General features: G+C 75.4%; 16 protein-coding genes. 9 read left to right on the top strand and 7 right to left on the bottom strand.

The features are described from left to right. Positions 1 to 156: 156 nt before the first annotated feature. Together ACZ4SV_RS34280 and ACZ4SV_RS34275 are read right to left on the bottom strand one after the other, a co-directional pair. Positions 157 to 1017: a dioxygenase family protein gene (locus tag ACZ4SV_RS34280; protein ID WP_468010138.1), complete on the bottom strand. Its 861-nt coding sequence runs from the start codon at positions 1015 to 1017 to the stop codon at positions 157 to 159. Between the two features lie 36 nt (positions 1018 to 1053). Next, entirely contained in the window at positions 1054 to 1992 is a 939-nt protein-coding gene (locus ACZ4SV_RS34275; RefSeq protein ID WP_468010134.1) for a helix-turn-helix domain-containing protein, read from the bottom strand. A 197-nt stretch (positions 1993 to 2189) separates the two neighbouring features. Between ACZ4SV_RS34275 and ACZ4SV_RS34270 the strand changes: the two genes are divergently transcribed. From ACZ4SV_RS34270 to ACZ4SV_RS34245, 6 genes are all read left to right on the top strand, one after another. Next, positions 2190 to 3173 carry a LysR family transcriptional regulator gene (locus ACZ4SV_RS34270; RefSeq protein WP_397936091.1) on the top strand — a complete coding sequence of 328 codons (984 nt, stop codon included), beginning with the start codon at positions 2190 to 2192 and terminating at the stop codon, positions 3171 to 3173. A 119-nt stretch (positions 3174 to 3292) separates the two neighbouring features. Then, complete coding sequence (locus ACZ4SV_RS34265) at positions 3293 to 4660, top strand: carbohydrate-binding protein (protein ID WP_468010129.1); 1368 nt, start codon at positions 3293 to 3295, stop codon at positions 4658 to 4660. A gap of 149 nt (positions 4661 to 4809) precedes the next feature. Continuing rightward, the gene (locus ACZ4SV_RS34260) at positions 4810 to 5772 is read left to right on the top strand and encodes an alpha/beta fold hydrolase (RefSeq protein WP_365941795.1); all 963 of its coding nucleotides are present in this window, start codon (positions 4810 to 4812) and stop codon (positions 5770 to 5772) included. Between the two features lie 153 nt (positions 5773 to 5925). Next, a complete protein-coding gene (locus tag ACZ4SV_RS34255) occupies positions 5926 to 6282 on the top strand; it encodes a PRC-barrel domain-containing protein (protein ID WP_397936094.1) in 357 nt (118 codons plus the stop codon). A 35-nt stretch (positions 6283 to 6317) separates the two neighbouring features. Continuing rightward, positions 6318 to 6491 (top strand): hypothetical protein, encoded by a 174-nt coding sequence (locus tag ACZ4SV_RS34250; protein WP_468010122.1) that lies wholly within the window; start codon positions 6318 to 6320, stop codon positions 6489 to 6491. Between the two features lie 134 nt (positions 6492 to 6625). After that, positions 6626 to 7342 carry a LamG domain-containing protein gene (locus ACZ4SV_RS34245; protein WP_468010118.1) on the top strand — a complete coding sequence of 239 codons (717 nt, stop codon included), beginning with the start codon at positions 6626 to 6628 and terminating at the stop codon, positions 7340 to 7342. Between the two features lie 99 nt (positions 7343 to 7441). On the opposite strand, the gene ACZ4SV_RS34240 is transcribed toward ACZ4SV_RS34245, so the two are convergent. The 5 genes from ACZ4SV_RS34240 to ACZ4SV_RS34220 form a co-directional block, all read right to left on the bottom strand. Further along, positions 7442 to 7708, bottom strand: coding sequence for a hypothetical protein (locus ACZ4SV_RS34240; protein ID WP_468010115.1), 267 nt, complete (start codon positions 7706 to 7708; stop codon positions 7442 to 7444). A 52-nt stretch (positions 7709 to 7760) separates the two neighbouring features. Then, a complete protein-coding gene (locus ACZ4SV_RS34235) occupies positions 7761 to 8237 on the bottom strand; it encodes an MSMEG_6728 family protein (protein WP_365881513.1) in 477 nt (158 codons plus the stop codon). 43 nt (positions 8238 to 8280) lie between these two features. After that, positions 8281 to 9162: an SDR family oxidoreductase gene (locus ACZ4SV_RS34230; RefSeq protein ID WP_468010109.1), complete on the bottom strand. Its 882-nt coding sequence runs from the start codon at positions 9160 to 9162 to the stop codon at positions 8281 to 8283. 94 nt (positions 9163 to 9256) lie between these two features. Next, a complete protein-coding gene (locus tag ACZ4SV_RS34225) occupies positions 9257 to 10876 on the bottom strand; it encodes a phytoene desaturase family protein (protein WP_468010104.1) in 1620 nt (539 codons plus the stop codon). Beyond that, positions 10869 to 11390, bottom strand: coding sequence for an SRPBCC family protein (locus ACZ4SV_RS34220; RefSeq protein ID WP_468010100.1), 522 nt, complete (start codon positions 11388 to 11390; stop codon positions 10869 to 10871). The genes ACZ4SV_RS34225 and ACZ4SV_RS34220 overlap by 8 nt, the downstream gene beginning before the upstream one ends. A gap of 265 nt (positions 11391 to 11655) precedes the next feature. On the opposite strand from ACZ4SV_RS34220, the gene ACZ4SV_RS34215 reads away from it, so the two are divergent. The 3 genes from ACZ4SV_RS34215 (at position 11656) to ACZ4SV_RS34205 (ending at position 14953) form a co-directional block, all read left to right on the top strand. Then, a complete protein-coding gene (locus ACZ4SV_RS34215) occupies positions 11656 to 13329 on the top strand; it encodes a PP2C family protein-serine/threonine phosphatase (protein ID WP_468010097.1) in 1674 nt (557 codons plus the stop codon). Beyond that, positions 13326 to 14426 carry a cobalamin B12-binding domain-containing protein gene (locus tag ACZ4SV_RS34210; protein ID WP_468010094.1) on the top strand — a complete coding sequence of 367 codons (1101 nt, stop codon included), beginning with the start codon at positions 13326 to 13328 and terminating at the stop codon, positions 14424 to 14426. The genes ACZ4SV_RS34215 and ACZ4SV_RS34210 overlap by 4 nt, the downstream gene beginning before the upstream one ends. Positions 14427 to 14593: 167 nt before the next feature. Next, a complete protein-coding gene (locus ACZ4SV_RS34205; protein ID WP_468010091.1) occupies positions 14594 to 14953 on the top strand; it encodes an STAS domain-containing protein in 360 nt (119 codons plus the stop codon). Positions 14954 to 15459 lie beyond the last annotated feature (506 nt).

Below are 15459 nucleotides of genomic sequence, written 5' to 3'. Positions count from 1 at the left end.
CTCAGGCGGTCTTCGTTTCCGCACCCAGGAGGCATTCCTTTCCGCACCCATTAAGCGGGCTGATTCCGCGACCCGTACGGCCGGCCGCGCCAGGGCGCGGGCTGGCGCCGCGCCGGTCCCCCCTCGAAGCCGGCGCGGCGCCCGGGTGACAGCCGCTCAGCCGGCCCGCCACAGAGCGGGCACGACCGGCGGCTCCCAGCCCGGCTGGGCCGTGTGCGGCTGGAGGCAGACGTAGCCGCGCCCGCCGTACGTGACCTGGTCGCCCGCCCGGTAGGCCGTGCCCGCCGCCCAGGTGCCGCCGGGCGGTGTGGGACCGGGACCGGGGCCCGGACCCTGCGCCACGTCGAGGACGAAGTCGAACGCCGCCTCCCGGCCGCCGCTGCCGTCGCGCACGGTCATCAGCAGCCGTGGGTCGAAGATGGTGTCGGTGTTGTTGCGGGGCTCGTTCGGGAAGTACAACTGCGTGGTCAGGACGGGCCGGTTGGGGGCCTGCACCTTGACGTGGAGGTGGCGGGTGCGGCCCGGGTAGAGACCCGGCACGATCGTGGTGAGCGCGTAGGAGCCGCGCGAGTCGGTGAACTGGTGGCCGCGCAGCCGGAACCCGGTGTTGTCGTAGGCGCCGTTGTCGTCGGCCTGCCAGAAGTCCAGCAGGACGCCGGCCAGCGGCTGGCAGGCCCGGCCGAAGACGTAGCCGGTCACGGTGAGCCGGGTGCCGGGCAGGCCCGGCTCCAGGAGGCTGGTGCGCTGCGGTGAGTTGGGCTTGAAATAGGGTCCCTCGATCTGTTCCGGGGTGGGGTCGTCGCCGTCGTCGCACGACGGGGTGAGTTCGGGCGCCGTGCCGCTCGCGGCCAGGGTGCGGGCGAGGGCGGGGCCGCCGGTCAGGGCGAGCGGGATCGCGGCGGTGGCCGCGAGTGCCGCGCGCAGCACCGTCTTGCGTCCGACGAGCCGGGGCGTGCCCGAGTCGTCCCGCGCCTGCGTGCCGTCGCCGTCGGCGCCGTGGGTACCTGCTCCGTCCATGTCTCCTCCTCCTGTGGGGGCGGATCGGCAACGAACCTAGGCGCGGGCCGGCGGGGCCGCGAGGGACTGATGAGGGCGGCTGTGGTGTTTTCGGAAGTCGCCCGGACTGGTGCCGGTCTCCCGCCGGAAGAACCGGCTGAAGTAGGCGGGGTCGGTGAATCCGGTCCGGGCGGCTATCTGCCGCACCGACAGCTCGGTGTGGGCGAGCAGCCGTTGCGCCTGGTAGGCGCGCGCCTCGATGAGGAGCCGTCCGGGCGGCCTGCCGGTCGCGGTCCGTACGGCCTGGGTGAGGTAGTGGGGGGTCACGCCCAGCCGGTCGGCGCACTGCCGTACGGACCAGCCCGCCGCCTCGGGGCGGGAGACCAGCCGGGCGAACGCCTCGGCCACGGCGGCCGGCCGGCCCTGGGCGCGCGGGTCGCGGCCGGCGGCGGTACGGCCCGGCAGCCGGGCGGCGCGTACGACGAGCACGTGGAGCAGCGAGCGCAGGACGCTCTCGTGCCCGGGAGCCCGCTGCCGGTACTCCGTGACGAGTTCGGCGATCAGCCGCCGCATGGACCGGTCCTGCTCGGGGTCGAGGCCGAACCAGCAGCGCTCGCCGAGTTCCCGCAGCACCTCGCGGTCGCCCGGGTGGTCCACCAGGAAGTCGTCGGTGAAGAGCACGAGCGTGCCCTCGGGCCCCCGGCCGCCCTCCCAGTGGTGCACCTGGCCGGGCAGGATCACCGCCAGGTGCGGCGGCCGCAGCGGCCAGCGGGCGAGGTCGACGACGTGGGTGCCGGAGCCGGCGCTGACGTGGACGATCTCGTAGAACGTGTGCCGGTGCGGCCGGTCCCAGCGGGACAGCGGTCCCACGGTCTCGAAGGAGCCGGCGGCGAACGGCACGGCCCCCGGCCCGGTCACCTCCAGGCGGTGCAGGGGCACGTCGCCGGCCGCGGGCGGCGCGCCGTGGGTTCCCGGTAACACGGTGGTGCTGCGCATCGGTCGTGCTCCCCTCTCTGCGACCTGCCGGGTCGCTCGTCGGTGCCGTACGGGCGCGGGTCAGGTACAGACCAATCTCGTCGGTGACCCTGCCACGGGCCGGGGACGCCGGGGAACAGCGCCTTCGGCGCCTACCCGCTCCCACTGGTCCGTACCAACCCCTTGCCCCGGGCCCGCCCGCACCGCAAGCTCCCCTCATGGAGCTGGAGTTGCGGCATCTCAAGACCATCCGAACCATCGCGGAAGCGGGCAGTCTGACCAAGGCGGCGACCGCGCTCGGCCTCGCCCAGCCGGCGCTGAGCGCGCAGCTCAGGCGCATCGAACGGGCCCTGGGCGGTGCCCTGTTCGAGCGCGGGCGCTACGGCGTGCGGGCCACCGCTCTCGGTGAGCTGGTCCTGGAGCGCGCCCGGATCGTGCTGCCCGCGGTCAGCGAACTCCAGCAAGAGGCGGCCCGGTTCGCGCGTACCCGGCGCGACGGGCTGCGGCTGCGGCTCGGCGGCACGCACGGGCCGCTGCTGGGCGCGCTGGTGGACCGGCTCGCGGACGCCGTGCCGGACACCACGGTGACCACCTGCGCGTCCTGGTCGGAGCGGGAACTCGCGGAACTGCTGGCGGAAGGGCGCCTGGACTTCGCGCTGGCCGGCGTCTGCGGCTCCGCCGCGCCGCCCGACGCGCCGCAACTGGTCTGGGAGCAGATCGCCGTCGACCCGGTCTTCGTGATGCTGCCCGACGGCCATCCGCTCGCCCGTGGCCGGGAGGTGGACCTGACCGCGCTCGCGGACGAGGAGTGGGCGTGCGTCCCGGGCGACGGCTGTTTCGGGGACTGTTTCACCGTGGCCTGCGCCCGGGCCGGTTTCACGCCCCGGCGCATGTACGAGACGGACACCGCGTCCTGCGTCCATCTGGTGCAGGTGGGCCGGGCGGTGGGCCTGTGCCGGGCCACCTTCCCGCCGACGCCCGGGCTCACCACCCGTCCGCTGGCCGGGACGCCGCTGGTGTGGCGGCACCTGCTGGGCTGGCATCCGGCCGGGCAGCGGGCGGAGACCGCGGCGACGGTGCTGGCCCAGGCCCGCACGGCGCACGCCGGCGCGGCGGCCCGCAGCGACAGCTACGCGCGCTGGCTCGCGCGGCGCGCGGAACCGCAGACCGCGGTCCGCCGCCGCGCCGGTCTCGCGTCCTGACCCACCGGCGCACGGGCCGGGGCCATAACACGGGGGCAGGGGGTCGGCCGACGTCTTACGGGCCGGGGCGGGATCTCCCTACGGTTTCGGCACCCCACCGAATCCGAGGAGACCTCCGCATGCTCCAACGACACCTCAGAGCCGCGTGCGCCGCCACCGCGGCGGCGGGCGCCCTGCTCGTGGCCGGGCTCAGCGGCTCCGCGAGCGCCCAGGCCGCCGTCCCGCCCGCCCCGCCGACGGCGGCCGGGACGCTCCGCACCGACGCGGCGCCGCCCGCGCTCCTCGGCGCGCTCCAGCGGGACCTCGGTCTGGACCGGCGCCAGGCGGAGCACCGGCTCGCCAACGAGGCCGAGGCGGGGGCCGGCGCCGGCCGGCTGCGGGCCGCGCTGGGCGCGGACTTCGCCGGCGCCTGGGTGAGCGGCCCGGAGTCGGAGACGCTGACCGTGGCCACGACGGACCCGGTCGACGCGCCGGCGATCCGGGCGCAGGGCGCCCGCGCGGTCGTCGTGGACCACTCCCTGGCCGCGCTGGACGCCGCCAAGGCGCGCGTGGACCGCGCCGCGGCCCACCGCGCCACCACCGACACCCCGGTCTGGTACACCGACGTGCGCACCAACACGCTGGTGGTGGAGGCACTGCGGCCCGCCGCGGCCCGCTCCCTGCTCGCAGCGGCGCACGTCGACGCCTCCCTCGCCCGGATCGTGAAGTCGGCCGAACACCCCCGGCCGCTGTACGACCTGCGCGGCGGCGACGCGTACTACATCGGCAACAGCAGCCGCTGCTCGATCGGTTTCCCGGTGACCCGGGGCACCCAGCAGGGCTTCGCCACGGCCGGGCACTGCGGGCGGGCCGGCAGCACCACCACCGGTTCCAACCAGGTGGCGCAGGGCACCTTCCAGGCGTCCGTCTTCCCCGGCAACGACATGGCGTGGGTGGCGGCCAACGCGAGCTGGACCGCGACACCGTACGTCAACGGCTCCAGCGCCCAGGTCGCGGGCTCCACACAGGCGACGGTGGGCTCCTCCGTGTGCCGCTCCGGTTCCACCACGGGCTGGCACTGCGGCACGGTGCAGCAGCTCAACTCCAGCGTGACGTACCAGGAGGGCACCGTCAGCGGCGTCACCCGGACGTCGGTGTGCGCCGAACCGGGGGACTCGGGCGGCTCGTTCATCTCGGGCAGCCAGGCGCAGGGCGTCACCTCGGGCGGTTCGGGCAACTGCACGAGCGGCGGGACGACGTACTTCCAGCCGATCAACCCGATCCTCCAGTCCTACGGCCTCACCCTGGCCACGACCGGGACCGGCCCCGGCGGTCCGGAGGACCCCGGTGGCCCGGGCGACCCCGGCGGCACCTGGGCGGCCGGCACCGTCTACCAGGCGGGCGCCACGGTGACGTACGGCGGTTCCACCTACCGCTGCCTGCAGACGCACCAGGCGCAGCCGGGCTGGGAGCCGCCGAACACACCGGCGCTGTGGCAGCGGGTCTGACCGGCCGGTGGGACCGGGCGCCGCGGTCAGGGAGGCCGGCCGGCGGCCCTGGGCAAGCCGTCGCCGCCCACGGCGGCGCGGAGCCCGGGGAGCCGGCCGCCACCGGACCGTGCCGCCGCCCGCGGATCACGGCGCGTACCCTCGTGCCCATGGTCGAACATCGCATGGTGGACGTGAACGGCGTACGGCTGCACATCGCCGAGCAGGGCGACGGCCCGCTGGTGGTACTCCTGCACGGCTTCCCCGAGTCGTGGCACTCCTGGCACCGCCAGTTCGGCCCGCTGGCCGAGGCGGGCTTCCGGGTGGTCGCGCCCGACCAGCGCGGCTACGGGCGCAGCGACCACCCGGAGGCCGTGGACGCGTACACCATCCTCCACTTGGTCGGCGACGTCGTCGGGCTGATCCAGGCGCTGGGCGAGGAGCAGGCGTACGTCGTCGGGCACGACTGGGGCGCGCCGGTCGCCTGGCACACCGCGCTGCTGCGGCCGGACATGGTGCGCGGGGTGGCCGGTCTGAGCGTGCCGCCGCCGTTCCGGGGGACGCGTCCGCCGCTGCGCGCCATGGACGAGATGTTCGGCGGCCGTTTCTACTGGAACTACTTCGACCGCCCCGGTGTCGCCGACGCCGAGTTCGCCGCGGACACCCGTACCGCGCTGCGCAAGTTCTTCTACACGGCGTCCGGTGACGCTCCCGGCGCCGGTTCCGGCCTGCAGCCCCTGGTCGATCCCGAGCGCGGCTGGCTCGCCACCATGCCGGATCCCGAGGTGCTGCCGGAGTGGTTCACCGAGGAGGATCTCGACGCGCTCACCGAGAGCTTCGCCCAGGGCTTCACCGGGGCCCTCAACTGGTACCGCAACCTGGACCGCAACTGGGAGCTGACCGCTCCCTGGCACGGCGCCGTCGTCACCCGGCCGGCCCTGTACGTCTACGGCGACCGTGACGTGGTCCCCGCCTTTCCCGGCACCCCGGAACTCATCGAGCGCCTCCCGAAGCTGATGCCCAGCCTGTGGCGGCCGCCCGTGAAGCTGGCGGGCTGCGGCCACTGGACCCAGCAGGAACGCCCGGACGAGGTGAGCGAGGCGCTGATCGAGTTCTTCAAGGCGTGCCCCTGACCTGAACCTCCCCGGCCGGGGCGGAGGGGCCGGCGGCGCGTCGCGCGCGGCGAGCGGCCGGCCGGCCCCGGTCCGGTACGCCTTCCGGGCACTTCATGCCGCAAGCGGACATTCCCGGGCCGTGAAGGGGTACTCCCTGCACAGGAGGTTCCGATGTTCGAGGCATCCGATATCCGCGAGTGGCGCAATCACGACGTCGTCGACACGGACGGTCACAAGATCGGCGTGCTGGAGTCCGTCTACGTGGACACCGCCACCGACCAGCCGTTCTTCGCCACCGTGACCATGGGCCTGCCCACCCGTCGCCGTCTGGCCTTCGTCCCCCTCGACGGTGCCCGGGTCGGTCCCGGCTACCTGAAGGTCGCCTACGGCAAGGACCAGGTCAAGAAGGCGCCGTCGATCGACACCGACGGCGAACTGCCGGCCGCCGAGGAGCCGGCCGTCTTCGCCCACTACGAGCTGCCGTACGCACCGGGCGCCGGTGGCGAGCGGCGTCTGGGCCGCCGCTGACCCACCGCACCACCGGGAGATCCAGGGAGAAGCCGATGATCGTGTTCCTGCTGCTGATCCTCGCCGCCGTCGTCCTGGGCATCATCGGATTCGCCGTCCACGGCCTGTTCTACCTGCTGGTCATCGGAGCCGTCGTGCTCGTCCTCGATCTCGTCTACGCCGCGATGCGCTTCCGCCGGGGCGGCAGGAGGCGCCGCGTCGCGCGCTGAGGGCGGCGCACGGCCTGCCGCGGCCGGCCCCCTGCTCCCCTGCCGGGACCGCGTTGTTCACTCACACGGGTAAGACTCGCCGAGGTGAGCGGGCCCGGACGCATGTCCGGTCCGTCGCCGGTGAAATACCGGGCATGAACGAACCGACCACGGGCGCCCACGTGCCCGCTCCTCGTGACCCGCCCCCGTCCGACACCGTGTTCACGGCCGACTTCGGCTCCACCGCGCAGTGGGTCGCGGGCCGCTCGTCGGCCTATCCGGACGACGGCCCGGTCAATCCGGACGACGACAAGCTGGACTATCTGGTACCCGACGCCGACCACAGCCGCTCGGGTGTCTTCCGGGCCACCCGCCGGCCGGACGGCGACTGGAACACCGGCCTGCTCACCACCGAGGGCAGCGACGAAGGCTTCACCCTGGAGACGGGCGACGTGCTGGAGGCACGGGTGCGGCTGCCCACGGAGACCGGGGCGTGGCCGGCCATCTGGACCTGGCGGGACGGCGGCCAGGAGATCGACGTCTTCGAGTACCACCCGGACAACCCGGACCTGCTGGAGTTCACCAACCACGTGCGCCACGCCAACCGGTACCTGCGCGACGACGCCGTCCAGCCGGGCGCCTGGGTGGACCTGCGCACCGAGTTCGGGCGCCGCTCGGTGGTGTGGTGGCTGAACGGCACACAGGTCTTCGCGGACCGGCGGGGCGTGGGGCGCCGGTGGCACGCCTACCTCATCGTCAACCTCTCGGTCTGCGCCGGGCGCTACCACCCGCCGCCCGCGCCGGAGACGACCGAGATGACCTTCGAGGTGAGCGGCCTGGTCGTACGGCGTCCGGCGCAGGACGGGCCGTAGCGCCCGGCGACGGCCGCACGGCCTGGCCGCGCGACGGCCGTACGGCGTGACCGCCCGCCGTCCACGCCCCGGCGCCCGTCCCGCGCGCGTTCCCGGCGGCTACCGGCCGGGGTCCCCTTCCTCGCCGCCGCGCGGCCGGTCGTCGTCACCGGTTTCGGCGTCCGGAGCGGCCTGCCGGTGTTGGTCCGCGCCGACTCCGCGCAGCGGTTCCCCGGCCGACGTGCCGCTCCCGGGCTGGTAGCCCTCCCGCGCGCTCGCCGTGCCCGGGACCGTCCGCTCACGGGCCTGGCTCTCACTGCCCGAGTGCGCCCCGGGTTCGTCTTCGTCGCGGGCCCGATCGTAGGGCTCGCCGGTGTGTCCGGTCATGGCGTCCTCCGCTCCGCTCCTGGGTCCGCCCGGGTGCCCACGCCGCGCGCGGTCATGCGGCCGGGCCCTCCCGGTCCGAGGGCGGCCACACGTACGGCAGGTCGTCGGGGACGCCGGGGAACAGCTCGGCGTAGGTCTCCCGGTCCTTGCGGACCAGCGCGGACTGGTGGCTGCGGTGGAAGGCGGCGTCCCCGAGCCACGGCGGCAGCTCGGCGGCGGCGGCCAGCCCGGCCTGGTCGCGCACGGGGGCGCCGGGGCGGCAGCCGGCGTATCCGGCGACCAGGGACGCGGCACAGCTGTCCTGGTGTCCCCGCTCCCGCCACACCCGGCAGATCTCCAGGCCGTAGCGGACCAGGGCCTCTTCGTAACCGTGCCACATCCGCACGGCCGGGTGCCTGCGCCAGCCGTAGCCGGGAACGGTCAGTCCGCGCAGCACCTGGAGCGCCTCGACGCGCTGTTTGCCCAGTCTGCGCCGGTCCAGCAGCAGGGCGGAGCGCCGGAAGTCGGGGTCGGGCAGGAACGTCTGCATGGGCGCCGTCCTCGGGCTGCGCGGGTCGTGGTGCCGGGCCGGTTCAGCGGGCGGGCCGGCTCGCCGCCCGGTCGGCCTCGCCGCCGGCCCCGAGCGGTCCGGTCGGGCGGAGCGCTCCCTCGGCTTCCAGGCGGGACAGGGACCGGCGGGCGCGGCGCAGGACCAGCGGTGGCAGGACGGCCCGCACCGGCTGGACCAGCCGCAGCCAGGGCGGCGCGTACACGGCGGTGCGCCGGTGCTCCAGGCCGCGCACGATCCGCGCGGCAACCTCCTCGGCGCCGTACACCCGGCGGGCCGGGCCCGGCATGTGCCCGCGCAGTTCGCGCAGGACGGCGTACTCGTCGGCGTCGCGCACCATGTCGGTGTCGGTCCAGTTCAGATAGGCGATGCCCACGGCGACGCCGTGGCCGGCGACCTCGGGGCGCAGCGCGTGCGCGAACGCCTCCACGCCCGCCTTGGAGGCGCAGTAGGCGCTCATCAGCGGGGCCGCGCCGAGGGAGGCGAGGGAGGCGATCTGCAGGTAGTAGCCGGCCGTGGCCCGCAGGTCGGGCAGGAAGGCCCGGGCGGTCTGGGCGCTGCCCGTGAGGTTGACGTCGACGACCCGGCGCCACTCGGCCGGGTCCGTGGCGGTGAACAGGCCGCCCTGCGCGATCCCGGCGTTGGCGATCACGACGGACGGCGTGCCGAGACGGCGGCGTATCTCCCGCGCGGCCCGTTCCAGGGCCGGCAGGTCGGTCACGTCCGCCTCGACGGCGAGGGCGGGTACGGGCAGGCGCGCGGCCAGGTCCGCCAGCCGTTCCTCCTCGTGTCCGACGAGCGCCGGCCGGGCCCCGCGCCGGGCGACTTCACGGGCGAGGGCGGCGCCGACGCCGCGTGCGGCGCCGGTCACCACGACGGTCCGGTCCAGCAGAGGACTGTTCGGCACGGCTTCGCTCCTCTCTCCTGGGCGCCGGCCGGCCGTCCCGGCCGCTGTGATCGGACCCGGCGGGTCCGTCCGGGCGGGCCGCCGGCCGGCGCGCTCAGTGTCTGCGTCCGGTGCGGTCCCGCCGGGTGAGGAGGCGCTGGGCGCCGGCGAGGACGGAGGTGCGGTGGGCGCGCAGCGCGGCGCGGGCGGCGTTGGCGCCGGGGGCGCCGTGCACTCCCCCGCCGGGATGGGCCCCGGCGGAGGCGAGGAAGAGGCCCGCGACCGGGGTCTCCGGGCGTCCGGTGCCGGGCACCGGGCGGAAGACGAGCTGCTGGTGCAGGGCGGTCGTACCGCCGTTGATGGCGCCCTCCGAGAGGTTGGCGTCCAGCTTCTGGAGCGTGGGCGGGGCGAGTACGCGCCGGGCCCGCACGAGGGAGCGGAAACCCGGCGCGAAGCGTTCCACCTGGCGTTCCACGCGGTCCGCCATGCGCTCCTGGTCCGCCGGTGTCCACGCGCCGGTGATGTCCTCGTGACCGGCGTCCGCCCGGATGTCGCGCGGGACGTGCGTGTACGCCCAGGCGGACTCGGTGCCCCCGGGCGAGCGGGTGCGGTCCGCGGTGGTCATCTGGCCGAACAGGGCGAAGGGCCGGTCGGGCACCTGGCGCATGGCGATCTGCGCGGCGAAGCGGGTCAGCTCGTCCACACCGTCGGCGAGGTGCACGGTGCCGGCCGCGCGGGCCTCCTCGGCCCGCCACGGCACCGGCCCGTCCAGCGCCCAGTCCACCTTGAAGGTCGCGAAGTCCCACTGGAAGCGCCGCAGGTCGGCGAGCAGTTGTCCGGGCAGGTGCTCGGCGCCGACCAGTTCCCCGTACAGCGCGGGCGCGGCCACGTCGGCGAGTACGGCCCTGCTCGCGGGCACCGTGTCACCGGCGTCGGTGCGCACTCCCACGGCCCGGCCGGCGCGCACGATGACGCGGGAGACCCGCTGCCCGCAGCGCACCTCTCCGCCGCGCCCGCGCAGCCGCCGTACCAGCGCGTCGGTGAGGGCACCGGAGCCGCCGACCGGCACGGGGAAGCCGTAGGTCTGTCCGAGCATCGACATCAGCCAGCCGAAGCCGCCGCTGCCCGCGGCCTCCGGGGCGAGGTCGGCGTGCAGGGCGTTGCCGGCCAGCAGCAGCCGGCCGCCCTCGCCGCGGAACTCCTCCTCGCCCAGCCGGCGCACCGGCAGCACCAGCGACCGGGCGGCACGCAGTCCGCCGGCCGCCCGCAGGGTCCACAGCAGCCGGGCCGAGGCTTTGACCGGCGGGAACGGGGTGAACAGGGCGGACAGCAGACCGGGGCGCAGGGTCTGCCACAGCTCGAACAGGCGCCGCCAGGCCGCTCCGTCGCCGGGCGCGAACGCCTCGACGGACGCGGCGGTCGTGTCGATCCGCCGGTCCAGTACGGCGCACCGGCCGTCGCTCAGCGGATGGGCGAGCACGTGGGGCGCGTGGCTCCAGCGCAGCCCGTGGTCCTCCAGGCGGAGCGCGGAGAGCACCGGGGAGGCGGCGGCCAGCGGGTAGAAGGAGCTGAAGAGGTCGCTGACGAAGTCGGGGTGGACTCCCCGGTCGTGCCGGACGGCGCCGCCCGGCTCGGGCTGTTCCTCCAGCACCTGGACGCTCCATCCGGCGTCCGCCAGCAGATTGGCCGCCACCAGCCCGTTGGGGCCCGCGCCGACCACCACGGCGTCAGGCACGGCCGAGTCCTTCCGCGGCCGACGCCCCGTGCGCGCGCGACGCGCGGCGGCCGTCGGCGTTACCGGCGTTGTTCGCGTTGTTCGCGGTCTCCTCGCAGCACCGGGCGAGCCGGGCGAGCATGGCCCGGTGGCGGAGCTGGATCAGCGTCTCGACGCCGACGTTGTGCAGGACGGCGCCGGCTCCCCGCAACGGGTGCTCGTCCACGATGACCAGGGTGTGATCGGACCATTCCCGCAACTGGATCGAGCAGCGGGCCGTGCCGAGGGGTCCCGCGATGATCTCCAGTTCGAGGCGGGAGCCCTCCTCGCAGCTCCGGACCACCGTCTCGTTGTGGAGCCGGAGCGGGCCGAGCCGGACCTCGTACTCCAGCGAGGCGTCCTTCTGCGGCCATTGTCCGCGCTTCGGCCGGGAGGCACCGGTGCCCACCACCCAGTCCGCGTACCGGTGGCCGTCCGCGAGCACCTCCCAGACGGCCGCGGGCTCGGCGTTGATGACACGATGACGAACGGCCATAGGTACCTCCGGTTCGGCCTGGTCACGGCCCTCACCGGGTGCCCAGCGGTCGGCGCTCCAACCACGGCGGTCACCGCGCAGGTCCCGCGGGCGCCGGTCCCGGCCCCGCCGCGCGGGCGGTCCGTCCCGTACGCGGTCACGCGCACTCGTGTCAACCCCGGGGGGCGCCTTGCGTCGTGCGGCGCGATGCGGGACGGTTGCCGTAAGACATCTTTTTTTCTGTCGCAGAGAGGTGGTGGGGCGCGCCCGAGGCGCGTCCCCGCGTGTGCACGCTTCCAGCGGTTCGCCCGTCGACCCTCCCAGCGCCGCGGTCAGCGTCGGCGCGGCCTGGGCTCATGCGCCGTACCCCGTGATCGTCGCGGACCGGGACGGCGGTCTGGTCGAACTCAACCGCGCGGCCCGGCTGCTGTGGTCGGACGCCGCCCGGGGCGACCGGTTGTGTGACACCGTGCCGTCCTGGCTGGCCGAGGCCCACGGCAGATTCGCCGGCGGCGCGGCCGACGGCGCGGGACGGGCCGCCGGCGCCGTCGCGGACCGCTTCTTCGAGGCCCATCCCACCCCGGCGGACCACGGTGACGTGGTGTGGTGGCTCGTCGAGGACACCGACCGGCGGCTGGCCGAGGCGGCCCTGGCCGGCGCACGGCAGCGCACCGCTCTCCTCGCCGACGTCTCCGGCCAGTTGCTGTCGACGCTGAACCCGGCCCGGTGCATGGAGGCCACCGCGCGCATGGCCACCGACCACCTCGCCGAGGCCGCCGTGCTCGTCGCCCCGCCGCACGGCCGCACCCACCAGCTGACCTACGCCTACCGCGGCGGCCCGGTGACCCGGGTGACCGCGGCGGTGGACGTGCGCACCGTGCCCGGTCTGGCCGAGGCGCTCCAGGGGTTCCCGCCCGTGCCGGCGCGCTGGATCGACCCGGCCGCCCTGCCCGACTGGGCGCGCCCGCCGGGCTTCTCCGCGCCGGCCGGTTCCGTCATCGTCGCCCCGCTGCCCGGCCACGGTGTGCCCGCGGGTGCGCTGATCCTGCTCCGGGCCGGCGGTGAACAGGCGTTCAGCGACGACGAGGAACTGTTCGCCCGGCTCTTCGCCGCCCGCGCCGGGGCCGCCCTGTCGGCCGCCCGGCTGTACACCGAGCAGACGTCCATCACCGCCACGCTGATGCGGGAGCTGCTGCCGCCGCGCCTGGAGAGCGTGCACGGCGTGGAGTACGCGGGCGGCTACCGCCCGGCACGGGACAACGAACGGATCGGCGGGGACTTCTACGACGTCCATCCCGGCGCCGACCCCGCCGCGGAGACCCTCGTGGTGCTCGGGGACGTGGCCGGCAAGGGCCTGGACGCGGCCGTGCTGACCGGCAAGATCCGCAACACGCTGGCCGCGCTGCTGCCGCTGGCCGCGGACCACGCGCACACCCTGAACCTGCTCAACAGCGCGTTACTGTCCTCCCACCACACCCGGTTCGCCACGCTCGTGCTGGCCTCCGTGCGCCGGCGCGGCGGCCAGGTGGAGCTGCGCCTGACCAGCGCGGGGCACCTCGCGCCGCTGATCCTGCGCGCGGACGGCACCGTCGAGGAGACGGCCACGCGCGGTTCGCTCATCGGCGCCCTGCCGAAGGTCACCTCCGCCACCGCCACCGTGACGCTGCGGCCCGGCGAGACCTGTCTGCTGTACACCGACGGCGTCACCGAGGCCCGCGGGGGTCCGCTGGGCGGCGAACTGTTCGGCGAGGAGCGGCTCAAGCGGGCCCTGGCCGAGTGCGCGGGCCTGCCGGCCGAGGCCGTCGTCGAGCGGGTCCAGATGCTGACGGCCCAGTGGGTGGGCTCGGGCAGCCACGACGACATCGCCACCGTCGCCATCGGCGCGCCGCGGACCGCGGAACTGTCGGTGGTGGGCGGTCACGGCCCGGCCGGTTCCGTGACGCACCGGAGGGACGGGTGAGCACTGCCCCGGCGGTCGGCACCGGCGCGCTGGCGGACGCGTTGTGGCGGGCGGCGACCGACGGCGACGAGTACGCGGCCGTCGCCCTCGTCCGCGCGGCCCGCGACAGCGGGCTGGACGAGGAGACACTGCTGCTCGACGTGATCGCCGCGGTACAGGCCAGGGTCGGTGCGGAATGGGCCGCCGGCCGGCTGGCCGTGGCCCGGGAGCACGCGGCGACCACGGTCAGCGAACGGGTGATCAGCGCCCTGGCGCACGACCGGCCGGCCGCCGGCGGTCCCGGCGGCCCGTCCGCGGGCCGGGTCGCGGTCGCTTGCGTCGACGGTGACTGGCACGCCCTGCCGGCCCGGCTGGTCGCCGAGGTGCTGCGGCTGCGGGGCCGGCCCGTCGATTTCCTCGGCGCCCGGACGTCCACCGCGCATCTGGTGTCCCACCTGCACCGCACCGGCGCCGAGGCGGTGCTGCTGTCCGGCTCGCTGCCCACCCTCCTGCCCGCCGCGCACGCCGCCGTCACGGCCTGCCAGGCAGTCGGCGTCCCGGTCCTGGTGGGCGGCCGGGCCTTCGGACCGGACGGCCGCTACGCGCACGCGCTGGGCGCCGACGGCTGGGCGCCCGACGCCCGGACCGCGGCGGCCGTACTGGACCGCGGACTGGCGCTCCCCGATCCGGCGGCGGCCCGGCAGGCCGTGGACGACCTGCCGCACCTGGCCGACCAGGAGTACACGTTCGTCGCCCGGTCCCGCAGCCGGCTGGTCCGGCAGACGCTGGCCGGTCTGGAGGAACGGTTCCCCGCGCTGCGCGCCTACAGCGGCGTACAGCGCGAGCGGACCGCCGAGGACCTCGCCCACATCGTCGACTTCCTGGCCGCGGCCCTGTACGTCGACGATCCCGCGCTGTTCTCCACGTTCCTGTGCTGGACCGCCGACGTCCTCCAGGCGCGGCGGGTGCCGGCGCACTCGGTGGTCGCCGGGCTCGGACTGCTCGGCGAGAGCCTGCGCGACTTCCCCCGCGCCCTGCGGCTGCTCCAGGCGGGCAGCGCCGCCCTGACCGACCACATCCTCCCGCCCGATCCCGGCATCGATCCCGCCGCCGCCTGAGCCGTCGCACCGGGCCGTCGGTTCCGCGGTCCAGCCGCGCCGGGTCCCCGCCTCGCCAGGGGTGACACTTGTCCGGAGGCAATTCTGCGCGCGGACGGGGTAGGAGAACGGCGCGAGGCGAGGCGGCACGGCGCCGCGCGGCCATGGAGCGGCACGGGGACGACGGAATGCAGTGGGAAAGCAGGGCAACCGTGAAGGTGACCTGCCATGACCGAGTCTTCGAGATCACGGTGCGCGGCGAGGTCGACTACGAGGAGAACGACCTGCTGCAAGCCGCCTGGGCGGAGGCGGAGGACGCGGCGCGGCCCGCGACCGTGGTGGACCTCTCCCTGGTCACGTTCGCCGACAGCGGACTGCTCAACGCCCTGCTCGACGCGTGGCGCCGGCACCGGGCCACCGGTCGCGAGCTGATCCTGCTCGGGCCCTTCCATGCCACGGTCGAGCGGCTCTTCACCCTCACCGGCACCCGCGAGCACTTCACCGTCACCGACTCCCGCGCCAGAGCCATGCGCGCGGGGGACGGCTGAACGGTGTGCGCGGGTGGCGGTAGCGCAAGGCGCGCGGGTGACGACTGCGCCACGCGCGCAGGTATCGGCTGCGCGGTGCGCGCGGATGGGGGCGGCGCGGTGCGCACGGGTATCGGTTACGCGGTGCGCACACGGGTGACGGCCGAACCATGTGGCGCGGGTGGCGGCTGCGCCATGAGCGCGGGTGACGGCGGCGCGGTGCGCCGGATGTGGGCGCCTCCCGCCGTGCTCGCGCAGGCCGGCCCGGCTCCGCGTCCCCCGTCAGCGCCTTGCGTGCGCCGGGCGGGTGCCGGACGTACGCCCCGGACGACTGTCGCGGAGGTGCCGCGCGAGCCGCGTGGCCAAGCCGGACTCGGTGTGATGCTCGCCGTCCGCCGGGCTCAGGACGACGCCGCGAACGGCCGGACGGGTCCTAGTACTGCAACGGTGCTTGCCGTGACTGATGGCCAGGTCAGGGGCTGTGTCCGCGTCGTTTGTAGTGGCTGGTGCGGGCCTGGTGTTGGCGT

Source organism: Streptomyces sp. NPDC027672 (genome assembly GCF_055566335.1).
This window is presented reverse-complemented; position numbering and strand designations above follow the sequence as displayed.